The organism is Pseudomonas sp. App30 (assembly GCF_047947025.1).
Lineage (GTDB): Bacteria > Pseudomonadota > Gammaproteobacteria > Pseudomonadales > Pseudomonadaceae > Aquipseudomonas.
The window spans coordinates 5,993,240-6,009,292 of sequence record NZ_CP133165.1; the positions used below are offsets into that span (position 1 = coordinate 5,993,240).

15 protein-coding genes are annotated in these 16,053 nt (G+C 66.9%); 6 read left to right on the top strand and 9 right to left on the bottom strand.

Going from position 1 to position 16,053, the window contains the following annotated elements; translation table 11 throughout:
- Positions 1-132: 132 nt before the first annotated feature.
- The 3 genes from RAM80_RS27640 to RAM80_RS27650 all read right to left on the bottom strand — a co-directional run bounded on the left by RAM80_RS27640 (position 133) and on the right by RAM80_RS27650 (position 4,145).
- On the bottom strand, positions 133-1,467 hold the full coding sequence (locus tag RAM80_RS27640; protein WP_416423557.1) for a TldD/PmbA family protein: 1,335 nt from the start codon (positions 1,465-1,467) through the stop codon (positions 133-135).
- Positions 1,467-2,906, bottom strand: coding sequence for a TldD/PmbA family protein (locus RAM80_RS27645; RefSeq protein WP_416423558.1), 1,440 nt, complete (start codon positions 2,904-2,906; stop codon positions 1,467-1,469). The genes RAM80_RS27640 and RAM80_RS27645 overlap by 1 nt, the downstream gene beginning before the upstream one ends.
- 288 nt (positions 2,907-3,194) lie before the next feature.
- Entirely contained in the window at positions 3,195-4,145 is a 951-nt protein-coding gene (locus tag RAM80_RS27650) for a LysR family transcriptional regulator (RefSeq protein ID WP_416423559.1), read from the bottom strand.
- An 86-nt stretch (positions 4,146-4,231) separates the two neighbouring features.
- Here RAM80_RS27650 and RAM80_RS27655 point away from each other — a divergent pair, with 86 nt between their 5' ends.
- Together RAM80_RS27655 and RAM80_RS27660 are read left to right on the top strand one after the other, a co-directional pair.
- On the top strand, positions 4,232-5,284 hold the full coding sequence (locus RAM80_RS27655) for a Gfo/Idh/MocA family protein (RefSeq protein WP_416423560.1): 1,053 nt from the start codon (positions 4,232-4,234) through the stop codon (positions 5,282-5,284).
- 54 nt (positions 5,285-5,338) lie between these two features.
- Positions 5,339-6,271, top strand: a complete 933-nt coding sequence (locus RAM80_RS27660; protein ID WP_416423561.1) for an AEC family transporter — start codon at positions 5,339-5,341, stop codon at positions 6,269-6,271.
- A 1-nt stretch (position 6,272) separates the two neighbouring features.
- Here RAM80_RS27660 and rarD read toward each other — a convergent pair whose 3' ends face one another.
- The 4 genes from rarD to RAM80_RS27680 form a co-directional block, all read right to left on the bottom strand.
- Entirely contained in the window at positions 6,273-7,160 is an 888-nt protein-coding gene (gene rarD / locus RAM80_RS27665) for an EamA family transporter RarD (RefSeq protein ID WP_416423562.1), read from the bottom strand.
- Between the two features lie 214 nt (positions 7,161-7,374).
- On the bottom strand, positions 7,375-8,925 hold the full coding sequence (locus tag RAM80_RS27670; protein ID WP_416423563.1) for an EAL domain-containing protein: 1,551 nt from the start codon (positions 8,923-8,925) through the stop codon (positions 7,375-7,377).
- A 192-nt stretch (positions 8,926-9,117) separates the two neighbouring features.
- Positions 9,118-10,047, bottom strand: coding sequence for a LysR family transcriptional regulator (locus RAM80_RS27675; protein WP_416423564.1), 930 nt, complete (start codon positions 10,045-10,047; stop codon positions 9,118-9,120).
- 154 nt (positions 10,048-10,201) lie between these two features.
- Positions 10,202-10,744, bottom strand: coding sequence for a cysteine hydrolase family protein (locus tag RAM80_RS27680; protein ID WP_416423565.1), 543 nt, complete (start codon positions 10,742-10,744; stop codon positions 10,202-10,204).
- 320 nt (positions 10,745-11,064) lie between these two features.
- On the opposite strand from RAM80_RS27680, the gene RAM80_RS27685 reads away from it, so the two are divergent.
- Together RAM80_RS27685 and RAM80_RS27690 are read left to right on the top strand one after the other, a co-directional pair.
- Entirely contained in the window at positions 11,065-11,691 is a 627-nt protein-coding gene (locus tag RAM80_RS27685; protein ID WP_416423566.1) for a LysE family translocator, read from the top strand.
- A 139-nt stretch (positions 11,692-11,830) separates the two neighbouring features.
- On the top strand, positions 11,831-13,099 hold the full coding sequence (locus RAM80_RS27690; protein WP_416423567.1) for an aspartate carbamoyltransferase: 1,269 nt from the start codon (positions 11,831-11,833) through the stop codon (positions 13,097-13,099).
- A gap of 65 nt (positions 13,100-13,164) precedes the next feature.
- Here RAM80_RS27690 and RAM80_RS27695 read toward each other — a convergent pair whose 3' ends face one another.
- Together RAM80_RS27695 and RAM80_RS27700 are read right to left on the bottom strand one after the other, a co-directional pair.
- Positions 13,165-13,728, bottom strand: coding sequence for a GNAT family N-acetyltransferase (locus RAM80_RS27695; protein ID WP_416423568.1), 564 nt, complete (start codon positions 13,726-13,728; stop codon positions 13,165-13,167).
- 33 nt (positions 13,729-13,761) lie between these two features.
- Positions 13,762-14,304: an LEA type 2 family protein gene (locus RAM80_RS27700; RefSeq protein ID WP_416423569.1), complete on the bottom strand. Its 543-nt coding sequence runs from the start codon at positions 14,302-14,304 to the stop codon at positions 13,762-13,764.
- A gap of 183 nt (positions 14,305-14,487) precedes the next feature.
- Between RAM80_RS27700 and RAM80_RS27705 the strand changes: the two genes are divergently transcribed.
- Complete coding sequence (locus RAM80_RS27705; protein WP_416423570.1) at positions 14,488-14,772, top strand: hypothetical protein; 285 nt, start codon at positions 14,488-14,490, stop codon at positions 14,770-14,772.
- Positions 14,773-14,784: 12 nt separating this feature from the next.
- Positions 14,785-15,924: a PQQ-dependent sugar dehydrogenase gene (locus RAM80_RS27710; RefSeq protein ID WP_416423571.1), complete on the top strand. Its 1,140-nt coding sequence runs from the start codon at positions 14,785-14,787 to the stop codon at positions 15,922-15,924.
- The last annotated feature ends 129 nt before the right edge of the window (positions 15,925-16,053 follow it).

The following is a 16,053-nucleotide window of genomic DNA, read 5'->3' on the forward strand; positions in this document are numbered from 1 at the left end:
TGAAGTTGTAAAAAATAAAAGCCTGCGACCGTTAGTGAAAACAGTCTTTCAAGTTGGCGTCAGGCACACAGGCGAATAACAGTAATAAAAAGCCCCTGGGGCCAGGCCTGGCCCCGGGGTCTACCGCACGGTCTACAGCGTGAGGGTGAAACGCTCGATCAACGCGCCCGGCAGCAGCAGGGTCTGGGCGTCGCGTTGCGAGTAGGTGCTGGTGCTGATGCGCAGGCTCTGCTCGCGGGTCAGGGCCAGCAGGTTGGCGCCGAACAGGTCGTAGACGCTGTCATCGAAACGCATGGTGTCGATGGGCGCGACGATCTTGCCGTCTTCCACCCAGAAACTGGCGAAGCGGGTCATGCCGGTCATGCGCGCCAGGCCAATGTCGGAGTAGTTCAGGTACCACAGGTTGCCGATGTACAGGCCGGTGCCCAGCGCTTGTAGCACCTCGGCGCTGGGCAGGTCGCCGCCGGCCATCACCAGCGAGGAAGGCTTTTCATAGGTGTCGGCGCCGTTGGCTTCCAGGTGGTATTCCTGGGCCGAGCGCGAGCTGACCATTTGGCCCACCAGGTGGCCGTGCTCGATCAGCGCCTGGTCCTGGCGCAGGCTGCCTTCGCTGTTGAACAGCGGCTCAAGGCCGGTGGAGGCCATCTCACTGATGCTGACCTGGGGCGACAGGCTGGCGGTTTTCAGCTGCAGGGCCTGCAGCGGGCTGTGGCGGGTGGCCAGGGCGCGGGCGGAGAAGCCGTCCCATTGCAGCATGCCGATGATTTCTTCCACGGCGGCCGGCGCCAGGTAGGCGCGGTACTGGCCGGGTGCGAGGGTCTTGCGCGGCTTGCCCAGGTGCGCCAGTTGCTCGCGGCCCTGGGCGAATTGCGCGGCCAGTTCGTCGGCGTCCCATTCGCTGGCAGCGTAGGTGATCTTCACCGCCTCGCCGTTCTCATGGAACAGGCTGAAGTCCAGGCTGGCGCTGATCGCCACGTGCCAGCCGCGGCCGCCCCAGGAACTGGCGAAGCCCCGGTACATCGGGCCGCCGGCGTAGATGCCGACCATGTCCAGGCCCTGGCTGAGCGCACCCACTTGCTCGATCAGCGCGTCGGCGCTGGGCAGGCTGCCCTCGGGCACGCGGTCGCTGGCGAACACCTGGTTGTCCAGTTGCAGGTACGGGTCGGGCGGCAGCACTTGCAGCAGCGCGCGCAGGCCAGCCAGGGCTTCGCCCAGGCGCTCGCGGTCGGTGGCCACGTCGCCGGTCAGGTTAAGCGTGTCGCTGGCATGGCGCTCGTTGTGGATCAGGCGCAGGGTGGCGTCGATCTGCAGCACCTGGCTGGCCTGGCGCACCTGGCCGTGGTTGAAGCGAATGAACTGCGAGTCCTCGGCGCTGAACCACAGCGAGAAGTGCTCGCCGGCGGCCAGTTGGGTGTGCAGCCATTGTTCCAGCATGTCGAAGGAGCGGCGGTAGAGAGTGTGATTCATCACGCTTGCCCCCCGAACACGTCGATCTGCTTGAACACGCAGGGCGGCGACGCGTGCCCCACGGTGACCGCCTGGTTGGGTTCGCCCTTGCCGCAGTTGGGGGTGCCCATCACCTCGAAGGTGGAACGGTCGCCAACGGCGCTGAGGTTGCGCCAGAACTGCGAGGAAATGCCGCGGTAGTTGGGGTTCTTGACCACGCCGGCCAGCTCGCCGTTTTCGATCAGTTGGGCCCATTCACAGCCGAACTGGAACTTGTTGCGGGCCTGGTCGATGGACCAGGAGCGGTTGGTGGCCATGAGGATTCCGTGCTCGATGTTGCCGATCATCTGCGCCAGGCTCTGGTCGCCGGGCTCGACGTTGAGGTTGGCCATGCGGTCGATGGGCGGGCGGTTCCAGTCGCAGGCGCGGCTGTTGGCCACCCCGGCCAGGCCGCTGCGTGCCTGGGACAGGGCGCCGCCCAGGGGGCGCTTGAGTACGCCGGCTTCGATCAGCAGGTGCTTGTGCGCCGGCGTGCCTTCGTCGTCGTGGCTGTAGCTGGCCAGCTCGTCCGGCACCTGCGGGTCGAAGCTGACGTTGAGCAGCGGCGAGCCGTACTGGTAGCTGCCGAACATGTCCTGGGTAACGAAACTGGTGCCGGCGTAGTTGCGCTCATCGCCCAGGATGCGGTCCAGCTCCAGCGGGTGGCCGATGGACTCGTGGATCTGCAGAATCATCTGGTCGGGCATCAGCAGCAGGTCGCGCGGGCCTTCCGGGGTGTTGGGCGCGGCCAGCAGTTGCAGGGCCTGGTCGGCCACCTGTTCGATCTGGCCGATGAAGCCCGACTCATGCACCAGCTCGCTGCCACCCTGGCGGGCGATGGCCCAGGTGCGGCGCTGGCTCTGCTGGCCGTCGAAGGCGGTCACGTCCAGTTCGGGGAAGAACAGCCGCTTGTGGCTGGCGATCTCGCTGCCGGTGCTGTCCACGTACAGCTGCTGGCTGTCGGTGATGCCCAGGCTGGCCGACCAGTTCACCAGGCGTTCGTGCTGCGGCACGCGCGCCGATTCGGCGCGCAGCACCTCCAGCCAGTGCCCGGCATCGGGCAGCGGCTGGTCGGCGGCCGGCGAGCTGTAGCGGGTGTGCACGGCGTTGCCCTGCAACGGCGGCAGGCTCAGCAGGGCGCGCTGGCCCATGGCGTGGGCCAGCAGCAGCGCCTGGTCGTAGGCGTGCTCCAGGCCTTTTTCGGTGAGGTCGCTGGTGGCGGCGAACGCTTCGTTGCCGTTGACCCGCACGCACAGCATCACGCCGCTGCTGCGGTGGCGGCGCGGTGGGTCGACGACGTTACGGGTGACCGACAGGCCCAGGCTGTCCTGGCGGACGTAGCGCAGGGAGTGGAAATGGCCCGCGTGGGCCTGGCTGAAGCGGGACAGCAACAACCTGATTGAGGACGGCACTTCGAACATAGATCCGACTTCCTGTTCTACCGCTTTTGGCGGAATTTCTGCACTGGTAATGGACAGGGTAGCTGCCCGTTGTTAGCAAATGGTGCATTGTGTGCACCTGCGGATCCAATGAAAAGGGGATCCTGACACCGCGGTCGAAAACCATTAGAAAGAAGTGTGCCAATTGTTGCACCTTCGTACCAGAATTGAATAAGAAGGCCATGAACCGGTGCTGTGGGAGCTGGCTTGCCAGCGAGCTTTTTTTGGGGGGGGCCAACAGCTCGCTGGCAAGCCAGCTCCCACAAGAGCCTACGGCGTTGTGTGGATCATGAGGGTTTGCGGGCCCTGGGTGAGGGCTTCCTTGAGGAATTCGATACACACGCGAATCTTCTCCGATTCGCCGCCGCGCGCGGTGGTTACCGCCCACACGTCCGCCGGCTGGCGGTAGCCGGGCAGCACCTGCACCAGCTCGCCGGCCTTGAGGCTGGCGGCCACGTCCCACACCGAGGCCATGATGATGCCGTAGCCCTCGTGGGCCCACTGGCGCACCACGTCGCTGTGGTTGGAGGCCATGGGCCCGGTAACCTTCACGCTTTCCTCGCCGGCGCTGCCGTGCAGGCGCCACAGGCCGAAGCGCTGGTCGCGCTCGCGGAACAGCAGGCAGTCGTGCTGGGCCAGCTCGGCCAGGCTGCGCGGGCTGCCCATGCGTTCGATATAGGCGGGGGCGGCGCAGAGGATGCGGTAGCTGCTGGTGATGCGGTGGGCGATCAGGTGCTGTTCCAGCACCTCGCCCACGCGGATGTCGATGTCGAAGTTCTCGGCGATCAGGTCGGCGCGCCGGTCCAGCAGTTCCAGCCACACCTCCAGCGCCGGGTAGCGTTGGCGCAGGCGCGCCATCACCGGCGCGATGTACTCGCGGCCCAGGCGCAGGCTGGTGCTGATGCGCAGGGCACCGCGCGGCTCGTTGCGCACCCCGGACAGCGCCTGCAGCATGTCGTCGACGTTGCCCAGCAGGGTCTGCGCCCAGGTGAAGGCGGTCTCGCCGTCGGCGGTGATGTTGACCCGGCGCGTGGTGCGCTGGAACAGCTTGACCCCCAGGGACGCCTCCAGCAGCGCGATGCGCTTGCTCAGGTGGGCCGGGGAGATGCCGCTTTCCTGGGCCGCCGTGACAAAACTGGCATGGCGGGCCACGCTGCAGAACAGCTGCAGGTCGCGCAGGAACGGCTCATTATTCGCTAATTGCGCATTCTGAATCTTCATAATGGCCGATTATGTCCTGATCGCGATTGATTAAGCTATGGCCATTGCTCAGCCAGAATAATCCCCAAGAATAATCAGAGAGCCATATGTCCCTTCTTCGCATTGCCGTAGCCGGCGCCGGTGCCATCGGCCACTTCCATATCGAACAGATCCAGGCCAGCCATGAATGCCAACTGGCGGCCATTGTCGACCCATCGCCCGCCGCGGTGGAATTGGCCGCGCGCCTGCAGGTGCCGCTGTTCACCTCGCTGGAGGCGCTGTTCGCCGAGTTTCGTCCCGATGGCGTCATCCTCGCCACGCCCAACGCCTTGCACGTGCCCCAGGCGTTCGAGTGCCTGGCCGCGCGGGTGCCGGCGCTGATCGAGAAGCCGCTGGCGCACACCCTGGAGGAGGGCGAGCGGCTGTACGCGGCCAGTCGCGCCGCGGACACGCCGTTGCTGGTGGGCCATCACCGCGCCCACAGCCCGATCCTGGCCCAGGCCCGGCAAGTGATCGCCGATGGCCTGCTGGGCAACCTGGTGGCGGTGATGGGCACGGCGCTGTTCTACAAACCTGATGAATACTTCGCCGCAGGCCCGTGGCGTACCCAGGTGGGCGGCGGGCCGATTTTGCTCAACCTGATCCACGAGATCGGCAACCTGCGCTCGCTGTGCGGCGAGATCGTCGCGGTGCAGGCCATGGCCTCCCACGCCACCCGCGGCTTCGAGGTGGAAGACACGGTGGCCATCAGCCTGCGCTTCGCCAGCGGCGCGCTGGGCAGTTTCCTGCTCTCGGACACCGCCGCCAGCCCGCGCAGCTGGGAGCAGACCAGCCAGGAGAACAAGACCTACAGCCACTACGATGACGAGGACTGCTACGTGATCACCGGCACCTTCGGCCAGCTGTCGGTGCCCACCATGCGCCTCAAGCGCTACGGCAGCCCCGAGGACCGTTCGTGGTGGAAGCCGTTCATCAGCGAACAACTGCGCCAGGACCGCGCCGACCCGCTGGCGCGCCAGCTGGCGCATTTCTGCCAGGTGATCCGCGGCCAGGCGCAGCCGCTGGTGAGCGTGCGCGACGGGTTGCAGAACCTGCGGGTGGTGGAAGCCATCGCCCAGGCGTGCAACAGTCATGAACAGGTCGACGTGCGCCAGGATTGATCGCGAGGCTCCCGTAGCAGCGGCCGCAGGCCGCGTCCAAAAGGAAACCAGTCGTTGCTAGACGTGCTCGCCATCACCGCACCGATCTTCATCATCATCGCCCTGGGCTACCTGGCCACGGCGCTCAAGCTGCTGAGCCGCGAACAGGTGCGCGGCGTCGGCACCTTCGTCATTGTCTTCTGCCTGCCGGCGCTGGTGATCCGCGCGCTGGCCCAGCGGCCCATCAGCGAGGTCTTCAACTACCACTACCTGGTGGCCTACGGCCTGGCGTCGCTGGGCAGCTTCGCCGCCGGCTTTTTGGTCTTCCGCCGCTTGCGCCAGGCCAGCGTGGCCAACGCTGCCATCGCCGGCATGGGCATGTCGGTGTCCAACAGCGGCTTCATCGGCTACCCCATCGCCGCCATGGTCGCCGGGCCACCGGCGGTGGTGGCGCTGGCGCTGGGCATGGTCATCGAGAACCTGGTGATGATCCCGCTGGCGCTGGCCATGGCCGAGGCCGGGGAGCAGCAGGGCGGCTCGGCGCGGCGGGTGATGGTCGAAACCCTCAAGCGCCTGGGCCGCAACCCGCTGATCGTGTCGATCATCGTCGGCGGCGCGCTGTCGCTGGCACGTGTGCAGATCCCGGTGGCGCCGCTGAAGGTCATCGACATGCTGGCCCAGGCCTCGGCGCCGGCGGCGCTGTTCGTGATCGGCGGCGTGCTGTACGGCACCAAGGTGCGCGGGCAGCTCAACGAATTGGGGCTGATCGGCGCCGGCAAGCTGCTGGTGCACCCGCTGCTGCTGGGGCTGATGTTCTGGCTGCTGGCCGACGTGCCGGCGCCGATGATGCTGGCCGGCGTGGTGATCGCTAGCGCGCCGATGATGAGCGTCTACCCCATCCTGGGGCAGCGCTTCGGTTTGGAAGGGCGCTGCGCGGCGGCGCTGGTGCTGACCACGCTGGCGTCATTTCTGAGCATCAGCGCGGTGTTGCTGCTGGTGCACCCTTGAATTACATGCTGCGCCGCCGCGAACGCACCAGGTGCTTGAAGCCTTCGATGATCAGCACCACCACCGCCAGCCAGATCGGGATATACGTCCACCACTGGTCACGGGCGATGCTTTCGCCCAGCAGCAGCGCCACGCCCACCAGCAGCACCGGTTCCACGTAGCTGAGCAGGCCGAACAGGCTGAACGGCAGGAGGCGGCTGGCCATGACGTAGGACACCAGCGCCAGGGCGCTGATCATGCCCAGCACCGGAATCAGGCCGTACAGGGCCGGGTGCTGGAGCATGTCGGCAGCCGACAGCGGGCCGGTGGTGACGAACCAGGTGGCCGGGATCATCATCAGGCACATGTCGGTCCACAGGCCGCCCAGGTGGTCGGTCTGGCATTTGCGCCGCAGCACGAAGTAGGCCGGGTAGCCGGACGCCACCAGCAGGGTCTCCCAGGCGAAGCTGCCGTGCACCCACAGTTCATGCCCTACGCCGCACAGGGCGAAGCCCACCGCCACCTTCTGCAGGTACGACAGCCGTTCGCCGTAGACCAGCCGCCCGGTCAGCACCATGGTCAGCGGCAGCAGGAAATAGCCCAGTGACACCGGCAGGCTGCGGCCATGCAGCGGCGCCCAGAGAAACAGCCACAGCTGCACGCCCAGCAGCGACGCGGTGCCGATGCTGCCCAGCAGCAGGATCGGCCGCTCGCGCATGCGCTTGAGCAGGCCCACGGCCAGCTTGAAGTCGCGGGTGATCAGCAGGAACATCGTCACGCAGGGCACGGTCAGCAGGATGCGCCAGCCGAAGATTTCTTCGCCGGTGAGCGGGGTGAGCAGCGAGGTATAGAAGTACATCACGGCGAACAGGCTGGACGCTGTGACGGACGAAATGATGCCTTTGGACAAGAGAGCCTCTGGAGCGCGGGGTGGAACGGGCAGGTAAGGCCGGCAATGATCTCATTGTGGGGCAGGGCGTGTCACCAAAATGGGGCGCAGTGGTCCATATTGGAGCAAAAGCTGGCGTTGCGAGACCGTAGCCGCTGCCGCCAGGCTGCGCTGGCCCCTGAGTACGCTGGAGATCTGCAGCAAGGCTCAGGGCCAGCGCAGCCTGCGGCAGCGGCTACGCGGTAGGCGTTGTTTCGGCCAGGGTTTGCAGGAAGGCGTCGATGGGCATTGGTCTGCCGAACAGGTAGCCCTGCAGGAACTCCACCTGCCGCTGCACCAGGTACTCGCGCTGCACCTCGTCCTCCACGCCCTCGGCGACGATGCCCAGGTCGAGCTTGCCGGACAGTTCGATGATGCTGTCGACGATGTGCCCCGACAGCGCATCCTTGCCGATGGTGGCGACGAAGCTCTGGTCGATCTTCAGGTAGTCCACCTTGAACTCGCGCAGGTAGGCCAGGCTGGAGTGGCCGGTGCCGAAATCGTCGATGGCGATCATCACGCCCAGGTTGTGCAGGGCCTCGAACAGCTGGTGGGTGACGGCGCTGGGGCGGATCAGTTCGCGTTCGGTCAGTTCCAGCACCAGGGTGATGCGCCCCGGTGGGAAGCCTTGCAGGAAGTCGCGGCAGTCGTCCAGCAGGGCCAGGTCCTGGCAGTGCTCGGCGCTGATGTTGATGCCCAGGTGGAAGTCGTCTTCCAGCAGCTCGGCGTGGGGGCGCAGGTCCTCGGCCACCTGGCGCATCAGGCGGCGGGTCATGGGCACGATCTGCCCCGAGTGCTCGGCGAAGGGAATGAACAGGTCCGGCGGCACCAGGCCTTCGCGCGGGTGCTGCCAGCGCATCAGCACCTCGGCGCCGGACCAGCGCCCGGTGAGGCTGCGCACCACCGGTTGGTAATAGGGCAGGAACTCGTCGGCCTCCAGCGCCCGGGCGATTTCCGCGCGGTGCGACTGCGGGCGGTTCAGCAGCCAGCGGCAAAGGCCGCCGGCCAACACGCCGAGCAGCACCAGCAGGGCCAGCAGCAAGGGGTATTGCGCGCTGACCCAGCGCCAGGGCTCGCCGGCCGGGTAGCCGGTGCTCACGCTTAGCGGGTAGCGGCTGGAGTCCAGGTGCGTGGGTGCTACCGGGAACGCCGGCACGGGGGCGTCGTGCACCTGGCCGTCGGGGGCCAGCCAGCTGTTGCCCACCTGCAGCAGCACCGGCTGCTCGCGGCCGATCATGCGCAGGGCGTTGGCCAGGTGGTAGCCGTCCAGGGTCGCCAGGGCGGTCTGGTTGTCATCGAAGGCGCGGTACACCAGCAGCGCGTGGCCGGGGGTGACCGGGTTGCCGTCCATCAGCCACAGGTGGCCGTCGACGTAGTCGCCGGGGTTGATGGGCTCGCTGAACTCGCCGAACAGCGAGCTGCAATACAGGTGGTCGTCGAGCGCCAGGTTGGTGGAGCGCACGAAGGGCCGGCGGGTGACCTGCTCGCGCAGGGCCAGGGTGGCGTCGGCGCAGGGTTGGCCAGCCAGGGGCAGCAGCGCGTTGGCGGATTCGGCAACGTTGTCCAGCATCAGGTCGAACTGCGCCAGGGCCTGCTCGGCGGTGTCCTGGGCGTTGGCCGCAAGGTCGCGCTCGGCCTGCCAGTACAGAATACCCAGGCCCAGTACCAGCGGCAGCGCCCCGGCAAGCCAAGGGGCCAGCAGGCGCAGGGGGCGGGGCGGGCGTGGCGTTTTGGCGAAGAACGGCATTGGGCGGCTGGAATCCTTTTAGGGCCGGATGCCAAGCATGATAGCTGCTTTCCCTTGTGGGAGCTGGCTTGCCAGCGAGCTTTTATGGCCCCACAACTCGCTGGCAAGCCAGCTCCCACAGGTTGTAGCAGCTGCCGCCAGGCTGCGTCGGTAACACCGCGGTGCCCGGAAGTGAATGCATAACAGTTGCTGTTACGGGGCGGGGCGCGCGGCGGTTGCCTTGGCTGTGAGCTGTTCGCGGCAGTAGTCGGCGAACAGCTGCGCCGGCTTGGTCAGTTGCCCGCGCTTGAGCCAGGCAGCCACCAGGCCGGAGCCGGTGACGTCCTCGACGATGTCCACGCACACCACCTTCTTGCCGTCGTAGGTGCATTCCGAGTGAGGGCGGGTGACCAGGATCGAGAAGCCGAAGCCCTGGCCGACCATGCCGCGGACCATCTCGATGGACGGCGAGCTGAAGGCGATGCGCGGGGTCAGGCCCAGCTCTTCGAACAGGCTGACGAAATAGGTACGGCTGGGCTGCACGTCGAGCAAAATCATCGGTTCGGTGGCCAGGTCGCGCAGTGACACCTGGGCCTGCTGGGCGAACCGGTGGTCGGCGGGCAACAGGGCGTAGGGGCGCTGGGCCGGCATCAGGGGCTCGGTTTCGATGGTGCTGTCCAGGTCGTGCTTGTAGAGGATGGCCAGGTCGAAGCTGCCCGAGGTCAGGCCTTGCACCAGCTCCTGTTGTTCGCCGTCGCGGATGCGGATCTCGACGCCGGGGTAGAGCGCGCTGAAGCCGGCGATCAGCTGCGGCAGGTACAGCGGCGCCACGGTCTCGAAGCAGCCGATGTCGATCTGCCCGGCCACCACGTCATTATCGGCCAGGGCGTTCTGCTCGAACTCGCGGGCCATGCGCAGCAGTTCCTGGGCCTTGCGGTAGAAGCGCGCGCCGCTGGGGGTGAGGGACACGCCCTGGGCGTGATGGCGGATCAGCAGTTGCACGCCGAAGCTGTCTTCCAGCGCCTTGATGGCGGTGGAGATCGACGGCTGGGCGATGTACAGCTTGCGCGACGCCTCGGCGACGCTGCCGTATTCGACGGTGGTGATGAAGTACTTCAGTTGACGCAGGTTGTAGGCAGCCACGGCGGACCTCGATGTTGGCAAGTGGCAGGCAACCAGCAAGTCGCGTACCACGGCTCCAGACCAGCTGGAACAATACCAACCCCAGGGGCTGCCGTGGGGGGCTTGCAGGCCAGTTTTTTCATTGCCTGCAAGCAGGTTTTTTATCGCCAGTGGCTCAGAACTGCAGCTCGGCCGCCGCCGCCACGCGGGCGATCGGGCCGTGCAGGGTCTGGTTGTGGTGGGCGATGATCATCTCGGCGGCCAGCAGGTCGGTGTCCATGCAGCTGTGGCCGTCGGCCACCAGCACCGGCTTGAAACCCAGCTGCGCGGCGGCGCGGCAGGCGCTGTCGACGCAGTACTGGGTCTTGAGGCCGACGATCACCAGGTCCTCCACCTGTTCGGCCTTGAGCCACTGCTCAAGGTCGGTGCCCTGGAAGGCGCTGGAGGCCTGCTTGTCGAACAGCCGTACGTTGCCGTGGGCCAGGTTCAACTCGGGCGCCACCTGCCAGAACGGGCTGCCCTGGGCGATGGGTGAACCGGCGGGGCCGGTGTGGCGCACCGCCAGGATCGGCGCGCCGGCGGCCTGGGCCTGGGCGATGACCTGGTTGATGGTGGCCAGCAGGCGTTCGCCTTGCCAGGGCTTTTGCGGGCCGTGGATCAGGCCGACCTGGACGTCGACGATCAGCAGGGCGGGGCGGTTGAGCTTCAATGCAGCCATGGTGTTGCTCCTTGAAATGACCAGCGCCGGTGCGGCACAAAAAAGGCCCCGACCATTGCTGGCGGGGCCTTGGGTGTTGCGTGTCAGGTGTTGCTCACGCCTCGCCGCACGGCCCGCCGGTGGCGGTCGTGGTGGTGCAGGTCGAGGTGGTGCGCAGGGCGTTGTTCATGGCGTTACGGTGCCCCATGCCGAGCGGCGGCGTCAACCCATGGAAAATGAAACTCGACTGCTCGGGTGAAATTGCCCCTCACTGTTATGGGACGTCATGCCCCGTCACGCGTACGCTGGCGGTTCAATTTCCAGGGCAAGGACGCGACATCATGATCTCCCTCGATACGCTGCCAGTGTTTTTCCTGGCCGTAATTCTGTTGCTGCTCTCGCCGGGGCCGAACATGGCCTTCGTGCTCAGCCAGGCCATCGCCCGCGGTTGGCGCGGCGGCTTGATGGCGGCGCTGGGCATCACCATCGCCGACCTCAGCCTGGCAGTGCTGACTGCCACGGGCGTGACCGCGCTGGTGGCCAGCTGGCCGCCGGCGTTCGACCTGATTCGCTACGCCGGGGCGCTCTACCTGCTGTGGCTGGCGTTCAAGACCCTGCGCGGTGGCGGCCTGGGCGCGTTGAACCGCGGCGAGCAACTGCCGCTGGCGCGCATCCTGTTCTCCGCCACGCTGAACAGCCTGCTCAACCCCAAGGCGCTGCTGTTCTTCATGGTGTTCCTGCCGCAATTCGTCGAGCCTGCGCGCGGCCAGGTGGGCTGGCAGCTGATTCAGCTGGGGGTGATGCTGGCGCTGACCGCCACGGTGTTTCATTCGTTGCTGGCGGTATTCGGCGCGGCTATTTACCGGCGGCTGGCGGCCAACGGGCGTTGGGCCAAGGTGCAGTCGCTGGGGCTGGCGACGGTGCTGACCATGCTGGCGGTGCGCCTGGCGTTGTTGAGTCGCCCTTGATTGTGTGGGAGCTGGCTTGCCAGCGAGCTTTTGGGCCTCAACAGCTCGCTGGCAAGCCAGCTCCCACAGGTCACGCTTGCGCTGATCAAGGCACGCGCGGATAATCCGCAGCGTGTATATCCAGCCGAGTCCGCCCTCCATGTCCCAGCAAGTCTTCCTGCGCGATGCCATGCGCCGCCTCAACTTCACCCGCGACGCCCTGGCGCAGCGCATTGGCGTGTCTCGCCGGGCGTTGGACAGCTGGTTGCTGCCGGACGAGTCGCCGGAAATGCGCAAGATGCCCGACATCGCCCAGCGCTTCATGCTGGAGATTCTGAAAGGTGTGGCGCTGGATACACAGGGTGTACACGTTCACGCCGCCAACAGCGAAATGGGCCATCACCTGCTTTCCGTGGACGGCTACACCCGCGACTCGGTGGAAGACCTGCTGCGCGTGGCCGATATCATGCAACCCATCGCCCGCCGCCAGAAGACCACCCGCGTGCTGGAAGGCGCGGTGTTGGCCAACCTGTTCTTCGAGGCCAGCACCCGCACGCGCCTGAGCTTCAGCTCGGCGTTCGCGCGCCTGGGCGGCTCGGTGTGCGACACCACCGGCTTCACCTTCTCGTCGATGGCCAAGGGCGAGTCGATCCACGACACCAGCCGCGTCATCGCCGGCTATGCCGACGCCATCGTGGTCCGCCACCCCGACCTGGGCGCGGTCGCCGAATTTGCCCAGGCCACCCACGTGCCGGTGATCAACGCCGGTGACGGCCCTGGCGAGCACCCCAGCCAGGCGCTGCTGGACCTGTACACCATCCAGCGCGAGTTCTCGCGCCTGGACAAGCTGATCGACGGCGCGCACATCGTCTTCGCCGGCGACCTCAAGTACGGCCGCACCGTGCACTCGCTGAGCAAGCTGCTGGCGCTGTACCGCAACCTGCGCATCACCCTGGTGTCGCCGCAGTCGCTGATGCTGCCGACCCACCTGGTGGAATACCTGGCCAGCCACGGCCACCACGTGGAGCAGTCCCACGACCTGCACACCGCGCTGAAGGGCGCCGACGTGGTGTACGCCACGCGCATCCAGAAAGAGCGCTTCGCCCAGGACGAGACCCTGGAAGGCTACAGCGCCGACTTCCAGATCAACCAGGCCCTGGTCAACGCCACCTGCGGCCCGCACACGTTGATCATGCACCCGCTGCCGCGCGACTCGCGCCCGGGCGCCAACGACCTGAGCGTGGACCTGAACCACGACTCGCGCCTGGCCATCTTCAAGCAGACCGACAACGGCATCGCCGTGCGCATGGCCATCTTCGCCACCCTGCTGGGCGTGGAGAACCAGGTGCAGCATTCCCTGCGTGAAGTGGGCTGGCGCGTGCCGGTGTACCTGGGGCCGGAAGAAGATATGCCGTACCGCGATCAATGATCGCTGGACGCGGCCTTTGGCCGCTGCTACAGGTCCTGTAGCAGCGGCCGACGGCCGCGTCGCCGTCATGAACCTGTTGTAGCAGCGGCCACAAGGCCGCGTCGCCACTCCTCGCGGCGCAATTCCCACAACTGGCGCTGCAGCCTCCCGCACACGAACTCGCCCTGCGCTTCACCCACCAGCCGCATCCCCTCGCGCTCCGACACCCGTCGCGAGCCGGTGTTGGCCAGCGCCTTGGGCACCCGCAGCACGGGCCGGTCCAGCACCTCGAACCAGTAGTGGGTCACCACGCTGCAGGCCTCGCTCATGTAGCCCTGGCCCTGCCACGCGGGCGCCAGCCAGAAGCCCCGGTGGTTGTCGGTTTGATCCATCAGGCCGATGCAGCCGATCAACGACTGCGGCGCGCTGCGCAGGCGAATCGCCCACTCCCACTGCTTGCCCGCGGCCACGGCCGGCAGCACGCAATCACGCACCCAGCTCAGGGCGCCATCGGCGGGGTAGGGCCACGGCACGTGGCTGTCGAGGTAGCGCACCACTTCCCACTGGGGAAACAGGCGCTGGATGTCGGCGGCGTCGCTCAGTTGCAGCGGCGTCAGCAGCAGGCGTTCGGTGTGCAGCTCAGGGGGCATGGCGGGGACTCCGTGTCAGTCCCCGCAGTGTAATCAAGGGGTGGCGGCAGGCCAACGGCTGTTCTTGTACGGGTTCTGCGACGGCTGCGGCGCGCTGTCGCCCGCCAGCGGCGCCAGCGACAGGGTGCCGTGGTCGCTGAAGCGCACGGTGCCGAACACGCCGTTGGCCAGCTTGCCGTGCAGCTCGTAAGGCAGGTTGTCCAGCGACTGGGTCTGGCTCAGGCCCAGGGTCTGGCGCAGCACGCTGAAGGCGGTGACGCTGACCGGCACGGTGACGATGGTTTCGGAGAACCGCGCCAGGGTGCCGCTTTCATTGCTGACGCCCGAGGCCAGTGGGCGGCCGTTGACGTTCAGGTTCAGGGCCACGCCGTTGTAGGTGTAGCTGTCTTCATTGGGGTTCTGCAGGCGGATCTTTACCGCGAAGCGCACTTCCAGGTCCTGGCCCTGCAACGGCTCGATGCCCACCACGTTGATGTTGATCGGGTCCTGGGGTGGCAGCAGGGCGCAGGCGCTCAGGCCCACCACCAGCATCAGCAGCAGGTAGTGGCGCAGGGCGGGCAGTACGAATCGACGCATGTTCACATTCTCGAGACAGGTGTTGTTGTCTGCGTCAGACCACCACCAAGCCCTCGCGTTCGCCGCAGTAGCCCGATGCTGGCCACAAAATGTTACGACTCTGACGCAGGTTTCATCGAACGCTCACCCAGGCAGCGGTTCCAATGGGCCTATAGTCAGGATTCGTCAACGGGAGAAGGCACCATGCGAGCATTACCGCCCATCCTCGCCCTGCTGCTGGCCGCCACGGCCGCCAGCGCCTGGGCCGACACCAGCAACCCCTACAACAGCGCCGTGCGCCGCGCCAACCCCAACAGCATGCAGGGCACCCGCCCGGTCACGCCCACCTCGCCAGCCCTGCGCCAGCAGGTCAACCCCAACCCGCCGACGTTGCAGAACGGCGGCATCGGCAATGGCAACAACCTGCGCAGCACCCCCGCCAAGCCCGACTTCGACAGCCAGCGCCCCGCGCGCGATGACAACCGCTGAAAGGAATAGCCCATGCTTCGTCAGATTCTGTTGAGTGCCTTGCTAAGCCTGCCCCTCGCCGTACACGCCGCCACGGCACCTGCCACCTACCCCAGCGAACAAGGGCCCTTGAGCGTTACCCCGGTGGCCGAGGGCCTGCACCACCCCTGGGCCCTGGCCTTCCTGCCCGACCACAAGGGCTTCCTGGTGACCGAGCGCCCGGGCACCCTGCGGGTGGTCAGCCCCGAGGGCAAGCTGTCGGCGCCCATCAGCGGCGGCCCCAGCGTGTGGGCGCACGGGCAGGGCGGCCTGCTGGACGTGGCACTGTCGCCACAGTTCAGGGAAGACCGCCTGGTCTATTTGTCCTTCGCCGAGGCCGGGCCGGACGGCAAGGCCGGCACTGCCGTGGGCCGCGGCAAGCTCTCCGATGACCTGACCCGCCTGGACAACTTCCAGGTGATCTTCCGCCAGCAGCCCAAGCTGTCCACCGGCGAGCACTTCGGCTCGCGGCTGGTGTTCGACCGCGACGGCTACCTGTTCATCGCCCTGGGCGAGAACAACCAGCGGCCCACCGCCCAGGACCTGGGCAAGCTACAGGGCAAGGTGGTGCGCATCTTCCCCGACGGCCGCGTGCCCGACGACAACCCCTTCGTGGGGCAGAAGGGCGCGCGCCCGGAGATCTGGTCCTACGGCCACCGCAACCAGCAGGGCGCGGCGCTGAACCCCTGGACCGGCACCCTGTGGACCCACGAGCACGGGCCACGCGGTGGCGACGAGATCAACGTCATCGAGCGCGGGCAGAACTACGGCTGGCCGCTGGCCACCCACGGCATCAACTACAACCTGGCGCCGATTCCCGAGGCCCAGGGCAAGACGCTCAAGGGCGCCAAGGACCCGCTGCACGTCTGGGCGAAATCCCCGGCCATCAGCGGCATGGCGTTCTACGACGCCGAGCGCTTCAAGGCCTGGCAGCATGACCTGTTCATCGGCGCGCTGGCCGACCAGGAACTGATCCGCCTGACCTTCGACGGCGACAAGGTCAGCCACGAGGAGCGCCTGCTGGGCGGCCTGAAGGCGCGCATCCGCGACGTGCGCCAGGGCCCGGACGGCTTCCTCTACGTGCTCACCGATGCGGACGACGGCCAGCTGCTTAAAGTAGGGCTGCAACAATGAGCCCGTAGCCGCTGCCGCCAGGCTGCGCTGGCCCTCATGTACACTGTGGATTTCCAGTGAGGCACAGGGCCAGCGCAGCCTGCGGCAGCGGCTACGGCGCGGTGTTTTTCGCATCCGACCAGGACGTTT